Source organism: Pseudomonas brassicacearum (assembly GCF_003732265.1).
In the GTDB taxonomy this organism is placed as follows: Bacteria; Pseudomonadota; Gammaproteobacteria; order Pseudomonadales; family Pseudomonadaceae; genus Aquipseudomonas; species Aquipseudomonas brassicacearum_D.
The window spans coordinates 106517-112949 of record NZ_MOBK01000014.1 but is presented as its reverse complement, the minus strand read 5'-3'; the positions used below and the strand labels follow the sequence as shown (position 1 = coordinate 112949).

Genomic DNA, 6433 nt, shown 5'->3' with positions numbered 1-6433 from the left:
GAAGGCGGTGTGTCAGTCACCATAAATATCGACTGACGCACCGCCTTCGCGAGCAAGCCCGCTCCCACAAGGGATTTGTGTTTCCAGGGGGAAATGGCGGTGTGTATCGCACTGTATCTAAACCCGCTCCCGATACAGTTTCAGCCACTGCCGGCCATTGCCGAACACAGCCCGGATACAAACCTGCGATGAACTGTACAAGCCATCCAGCGCCCGAACACCGGTTCCGCGCAGGCATTCTCAATCCGTGAAGGGAACCCCCTGATGACTACGCTTGTGTCTGAAACCACCCCCGTCAATCGCCTGCGCGTCGACCATTACACCCAAGGCATCATCGGCCCAAGCGAGCCCATGCTCGGGCCGCTGGCCGACGGTGGCACGCTGATCACCGGCACGCCGCCGGGCTGCTGGGGGCCGATGATCACGCCGGCGTTCGAAGGCGGCCACGAAGTCACGCAACCGGTGGCCATCGCCGGCGCCGAAGTCGGCGATGCGGTGGCGATCAAGATCAAAAGCATGCGCGTGACCTCCTTGGCGACGTCGTCCGGGGTCATGAGTTTTGTCGAGGGGCGCTACAACGGCGACCCGTTCGTCTCCAAATTCTGCTCCAAGTGCGGCACCGACCACCCGGCCAGCCACGTCGAAGGCATCGGCGAAGACTCGATTCGTTGCAACAACTGCGGTGCCGAAGTCAGCGCGTTTCGTTTCAGCCACGGTTACGTGATCGTGTTCGATGCGCAAAACCAGGTCAGCCTGACCGTCAATCAGGACGTCGCCAATCGCCTGGCCGGCAATGCCTCCGAGATGTCGGCACTGCCGGAATTCGCCGCCCAGCATTCGATCCTGTCGCTGGCCCGCGCCGACATCCCCGGCGTCGCCGCGCACATGCGCCCGTTTCTCGGCAACATCGGCACCACGCCGTCCCGTGACCTGCCGGACTCGCACAATTGCGCCGATTTCGGCCAATACCTGATCAACGCGCCACACCGTTTCGGCATGACCCGCGAAGAGCTGCACGCGGCGAAAACCGACGGTCACATGGACACCAACTCGATCCGCGAAGGCTGCGTGCTGATCTGTCCGGTGAAAGTGCCCGGCGCCGGCTTGTACATGGGCGACATGCATGCCCAGCAGGGCAACGGCGAGATCGCCGGGCACGCCACCGATTGCTCCGGGGAAACCGAAGTGCAGGTGCAAGTGATCAAGCACCTGACGCTGGAAGGCCCGATCCTCCTGCAAAACCTGGATGACCTGCCGCCCATGGCCCGGCCGATGACGGCCGAACAGCGGCAGAAAGTCCGTGACCTGGGCGAGCGCTGGGGCCAGCACGAGATCGAGCAGAGCGGTCCGATCACCTTTATTGGCAGTGGCGAGAACCTCAACGTCGCCGTGGAAAACGGCCTGAAGCGCGCAGCCTCGGTCACCGGCCTGCCGTATGACGAGGTGCTCAACCGCGCAACCATCACCGGCTCCATCGACATCAGCCGTTTGCCCGGCACCGTGCGCGTGACGTTCCTGTGCCCGATGACCGTGCTGGACCGCATCGGCATCGGGCACCTGGTGCGCGAAAAATACGACCTGGCGTAACGTCCATCCACGGGTCTGTACCGAAGTGTGTACAGACCCGCTGCTGATACATCCCCCCCGAATTTCTGCCGCAACCGAACACAGCCCCGATACAGCGCTTCGATTAACTGTGATTCCGTTATGGCAATCATTGAGATCGACACCATGCAGACCTCTTCCACACTTACCAAGGCCAGCGTCGGGCTCGGCCTGCGTCGCGGCTTAATAAAAGACCTTCTGGCCGCCCGTACCGGCGATTTCGACTTTCTCGAAGTCGCTCCGGAAAACTGGATCGGCATTGGCGGCGCCCACGGCCATGCGCTGCGTACCCTGGCCGAGCGATTCCCTTTGTCCTGTCACGGCTTGTCGTTGTCCCTCGGCGGACCGGCGCCGCTGGACGTCGGGTTCCTGCAAGAAGTCCGGGTGTTTCTCGACCAATACAAGGTGCCGTTGTACAGCGAGCATTTGAGCTATTGCAGCGATGACGGCCATCTCTACGACCTGTTGCCGTTGCCCTTTACCGAAGAAGCGGTGCGCCACGTGGCGGCACGCATCCGTCAGGCCCAGGACATTCTCGGCCGGCGCCTGGCGGTGGAAAACGTTTCCTATTACGCCGCGCCACAGCAGGACATGGACGAGGTGACCTTCACCAACGCAGTGTTGCGTGAGGCCGATTGCGACCTGCTGCTCGACGTCAACAACGTGTACGTCAATTCAATCAACCACGGTTTTGATCCGCTGACCTTTTTGGCCACTATCGATTCAGGCCGGGTGGTGGGCATGCACGTGGCCGGGCACTTCGACGAATCCGACACCTTGAAAATCGACACCCACGGCGCCTCGGTGAAACCGGTGGTCTGGTCGTTGCTGGCTCAGGCGTATGCCCGGTTCGGCGCGCAACCGACACTGCTGGAACGGGATTTCAACTTCCCGGCATTTTCTGAACTGGTGGCCGAATTGCAGACCATTCGCCGCTTGCAAACCGAGGGGATGAACCGTGGATAAGCCGAGCCTGTTTGAACAGCAAACCACCTTGGGCCGCTACTTGCGCGATCCCGAGCATTTCGCACCCCCCGGCGAAATGGATATCGCGCGGGCCCAGGTGTATCGCGACCTGATTTTCGCCAACTTGTCGACGTTGCTCAGCGGGACGTTCCCGGTGCTGATCAAGATTCTCGGTGATGAACAGTGGCGCACGCTGGTGCGGATTTTCCTGCGGGATTACCGCGCGCAGACCCCGAAATTCGGCGAGATCGCCAAGGAATTTATCGAGTTTCTCGCGGCAGATCCGCAGGCATTGGGCGAGGGCACCTGGCCGCCGTTCATGGTGGAACTGGCGCATTACGAATGGGTGGAGATGGCGTTGCAGCAGTCCGATGCCGAGCCGTTGGCGCCGAGTGATGCGGCGTTGATCCTGGCGCGGCCGTTGCAGGTTTCGCCACTGGCGTGGCCGCTGGCGTATGCCTGGCCGGTGCAGTTGGTCGGGCCGGATTTTCAACCCGAGGCAGCACCGGCTCAGCCGACCTTGTTGCTGGTGCGCCGGGCGGAGGACTGGAGCGTGAAGTTTTCCGAACTGAGCCCGTTGGCGTGGCGGTTGTTGCAACGGATCGGGGAGTTTCCCGAGCTGGATGGACGTGCGCAACTGGAAGGCTTGGCGGTCGAGGCGGGGGCGAGCGGTTCGGCGGAGTTCATGGAGAGCGGTACAGCATTGTTGCGTCAGATGCATTGGGAAGGGGTGGTCGGTTGACCACCATTACCCAAACACCGCATTAACCCTGTGGGAGCGAGCCTGCTCGCGAATACGGTGTGCCAGCCAACGTAATTATCGACTGACACTCCGCCTTCGCGAGCAGGCTCGCTCCCACAGTTTTAAGGGGTGTGCCTGAAGATTCCCCACAGGTTTACTGATTGACAGACCGAATCGGCAACTTCAGCTCCGCACACAACCCCCCACCTTCGCGATTACTCAAGACCAGAGAACCGCCAATGGCCAGCGCCAGTTGCTGGGCAATCGCCAACCCAAGACCGGTGCCGCCAGTGCTGCGGTTACGTGAATTTTCCACCCGGTAAAACGGCTCCATCACCTGTGCCAGCTCTTCTTCGGCAATGCCCGGCCCGCGGTCCATGACTTTCACCGACAGGCTGCCGTTTTTACTTTCCACCTTCAGTTCGGCCGCGCCCGCGAACTTCAAGGCATTGTCGGTCAGGTTCACCAACACCCGGCGCAACGCATGGGGTCGAGTATTGATGACGGCTTCACTTTTGCCGCCCAGTTGCACGTCTTTGCCCATGTCCTGATAGTCGAACACCAGGCTGTCGAGGAATGAGTCCATGTCGGTACGCCGACTTTCTTCGGTAGAACCGTGAATGCTGCGCGCGTACGCCACGCCTTCGCGCACCAGGTGTTCCATCTCGCCAAGGTCGTTCCACAGTTTGTCTTTTTCGACCGAGTCGTCCATGAACTCGGCGCGCAGCTTCATGCGGGTGATAGGGGTTTGCAGGTCGTGGGAAATCGCCGCCAGCAGTTGCATGCGTTCCTTGAGGTACGCGGCAATGCGTGCCTGCATGGCATTGAACGCCTTGGCCGCGTGGGCGACTTCGGTCGGGCCTTTTTCGTCCAGGTGCACGGCGTGAGTATTGGGGTCGAGGGTTTCCACGGCTTGGGCGAGGCGTGTCAGCGGGCGAATGGCGATGCGCACGGCCAGCCATGTGCAGGCGATCAGCAACGCCAATTGCCCGAGCAACACGAACGGCAACCACGGCGACAGCGGCACCATCGACGGACGCACGTCGATGGTCACCGGGCTGCCATCGGCCAGTTTCAGGTGGACCTGAAAGTGTTTGATCGGGCCGGGGATGTCGGTCACGGTCATCGGGTAGTCCTTGCCGATAGCGTCCTTGATCGACGTCACGGCAATCGGCGTGTCGCGCATCGCCGTGCCCGGCGAGCCTTCATCCAGTAAATAGCGGTAGTTGCGCCGTTCCAGTTGCTGCAGCCAGCTCGCCCGTTCCGTGGCCGGCAGGCGGTCGAGGATGGCGATGGAAGTCGAGACGTCGGTCTCGAGGTTGCCGAGCATGGTGTTTTTCGCGGTTTCGTAACGCTCGTAATACTGCGCGCCGAAGGACAGCGCCTGAGCGAGGATCAAGCCGACGAGGAAGATCAGCGACAGCCGCGAGGCGAGGGTACGGGGCCAGCGAATCGCAAGGTTCATGAGGGCGCACCGAGTACTTCCACTGCCAGCGAAAACACGTAGCCCTCGCTGCGCACGGTTTTGATGTAGGCCGGTTCGCGGGCGTCGTCGAGCAAACGCTGGCGCAAACGGCTGACCAGCAAGTCGATGGAGCGGTCGAACAGGTCGGCGTCGCGGCCCTGGGTCAGGTTCAGCAGTTGATCGCGATTGAGCACCCGCTGCGGGTGATCGAGGAAGACCCGCAGCAACCGGTATTCGGCGCCGCTCAGCGCGACCATGGTGCCGTCCTCGTCCAGCAGGTGCCGGGCCGAAGTGTCCAGGCGCCAGCGACCGAAGGCCAGCAGCCGGCCGCTTTCGGTCACCACCAGGTTCGGCGGCAACATGCGCGTGCGGCGCAGCACGGCGTTGATGCGGGCGAGCAGCTCGCGGGCGGCGAAGGGTTTGACCAGGTAATCGTCGGCGCCCATTTCCAGGCCGATGATGCGGTCGGTTTCGTCGTTTCGCGCGGTGAGCATCAACACCGGCGTGGCCTTGTGTTTACCGGCGCGCAGTTCGCGGCAGAGCATCAGGCCGTCGTCGCCGGGCATCATGATGTCGAGCACGATCAGGTCCACCGGCGTGGTTTCCAGGAAGGCACGCATTTGGCGGCCGTCAGCGACGACGGTGGTGCGCAGGCCGTTCTTCTTCAGGTAGTTGCCTACCAGTTCCCGGATCTCGCGGTCATCGTCGACGATGAGAATGTGATCGACGTGCTCCATGGGGGCCTTGCCTCTGTAAGTGGGGGATGCCACGCAGTCTATCGAGCCTTGGCCCGCTTGCCCGCCACCCTTTGTATTGCAGTGTATCTGCCTTGGCGGCGGATACACGCAGACGCAAAAACACGGTTTTTCAGGGGTTTTGTATCGCTGTGTATCAGGGGGCGGCTTTGATACGTACCGATTTATACGCGTCTGTTCTCGACACAGACCAGATACCTCGCAGGCTTCTAATAGGTTCCAACGAGGCAAACCACACCGCCTCGGCTCAATTGAACGACCTACCCATTGAAGCCTTGAGGAAACCGCCATGAACACTAAAGCCATCTACGCCGCTTGCCTGTTTGCAGCCCTGAACATCTGCACCTTGTCGGCCCGTGCCGAAGCAGACGTTACAGCCAAAACCTACACCTACGGCACCCATCTGGACATCAAGAAGGTCGTGTCGCTGAAACAGAACGCGACCCCGGTCTGTGGCGTGGTGGATGCGCAACTGACGTACCTGGATTCGCAGAACAAAACCCAGGTTCTTGATTACCGCAAAGTGGCTGACAGCTGCAACTCGGACAACTGATTGCTGCGTTCACCCATTGCCCACCCCCTTTGAAACAGGAAGACCATCATGAACAACGTAAGCCGCTACCTGACCGCCATTGCTTTCTCCGTCGCCGGCGCCGCCGCCCATGCCAACGCCGCTGTTGAACAGAACAGTTGTGGCAGCGCCACCTGCTTCCAGCTGACGCCGGTGGCGCACAAGGATTCCAACGCATTTCTGGCCGAGGATGGTTATAGCCGCACGCCCCAGGGGCAGCAACTGGATAGCCAGACTGCCTGATAACCCCACCGCCCCATTGTAGGAGTGAGCCTGCTCGCGATAGCGGTGTGTCAGACAACAATGATGCCGACTGATACACCGCTATC

General features: G+C 61.2%; 7 protein-coding genes. 5 read left to right on the top strand and 2 right to left on the bottom strand.

Translation table 11 applies throughout. The annotated features are described in order from the left end of the window. Positions 1-264 precede the first annotated feature (264 nt). The 3 genes from BK660_RS28330 (at position 265) to BK660_RS28320 (ending at position 3313) form a co-directional block, all read left to right on the top strand. Positions 265-1587 (top strand): acetamidase/formamidase family protein, encoded by a 1323-nt coding sequence (locus BK660_RS28330; protein WP_123436131.1) that lies wholly within the window; start codon positions 265-267, stop codon positions 1585-1587. Between the two features lie 144 nt (positions 1588-1731). Beyond that, positions 1732-2571 carry an HvfB family MNIO-type RiPP peptide maturase gene (locus BK660_RS28325; protein ID WP_123436155.1) on the top strand — a complete coding sequence of 280 codons (840 nt, stop codon included), beginning with the start codon at positions 1732-1734 and terminating at the stop codon, positions 2569-2571. After that, positions 2564-3313: an HvfC family RiPP maturation protein gene (locus tag BK660_RS28320; RefSeq protein ID WP_123436130.1), complete on the top strand. Its 750-nt coding sequence runs from the start codon at positions 2564-2566 to the stop codon at positions 3311-3313. Before BK660_RS28325 ends, BK660_RS28320 begins: the two co-directional genes overlap by 8 nt. Before the next feature lie 154 nt (positions 3314-3467). On the opposite strand, the gene BK660_RS28315 is transcribed toward BK660_RS28320, so the two are convergent. Both BK660_RS28315 and BK660_RS28310 read right to left on the bottom strand, forming a co-directional pair. Then, positions 3468-4778, bottom strand: a complete 1311-nt coding sequence (locus BK660_RS28315; RefSeq protein WP_123436129.1) for an ATP-binding protein — start codon at positions 4776-4778, stop codon at positions 3468-3470. Beyond that, entirely contained in the window at positions 4775-5515 is a 741-nt protein-coding gene (locus BK660_RS28310) for a response regulator (protein ID WP_123436128.1), read from the bottom strand. Before BK660_RS28310 ends, BK660_RS28315 begins: the two co-directional genes overlap by 4 nt. 307 nt (positions 5516-5822) lie before the next feature. Here BK660_RS28310 and BK660_RS28305 point away from each other — a divergent pair, with 307 nt between their 5' ends. Both BK660_RS28305 and BK660_RS28300 read left to right on the top strand, forming a co-directional pair. Further along, positions 5823-6086 carry a DUF2790 domain-containing protein gene (locus tag BK660_RS28305; protein WP_123436127.1) on the top strand — a complete coding sequence of 88 codons (264 nt, stop codon included), beginning with the start codon at positions 5823-5825 and terminating at the stop codon, positions 6084-6086. A gap of 48 nt (positions 6087-6134) precedes the next feature. Further along, positions 6135-6347 carry a hypothetical protein gene (locus tag BK660_RS28300; RefSeq protein ID WP_123436126.1) on the top strand — a complete coding sequence of 71 codons (213 nt, stop codon included), beginning with the start codon at positions 6135-6137 and terminating at the stop codon, positions 6345-6347. Positions 6348-6433 lie beyond the last annotated feature (86 nt).

Coding starts and splice junctions, on each gene's coding strand:
- BK660_RS28330 (WP_123436131.1), top strand. CDS start 265: ATGACTACGCTTGTGTCTGAAACCACCCCCGTCAATCGCCTGCGCGTC.
- BK660_RS28310 (WP_123436128.1), bottom strand. CDS start 5,515: ATGGAGCACGTCGATCACATTCTCATCGTCGACGATGACCGCGAGATC.
- BK660_RS28315 (WP_123436129.1), bottom strand. CDS start 4,778: ATGAACCTTGCGATTCGCTGGCCCCGTACCCTCGCCTCGCGGCTGTCG.
- BK660_RS28300 (WP_123436126.1), top strand. CDS start 6,135: ATGAACAACGTAAGCCGCTACCTGACCGCCATTGCTTTCTCCGTCGCC.
- BK660_RS28305 (WP_123436127.1), top strand. CDS start 5,823: ATGAACACTAAAGCCATCTACGCCGCTTGCCTGTTTGCAGCCCTGAAC.
- BK660_RS28325 (WP_123436155.1), top strand. CDS start 1,732: ATGCAGACCTCTTCCACACTTACCAAGGCCAGCGTCGGGCTCGGCCTG.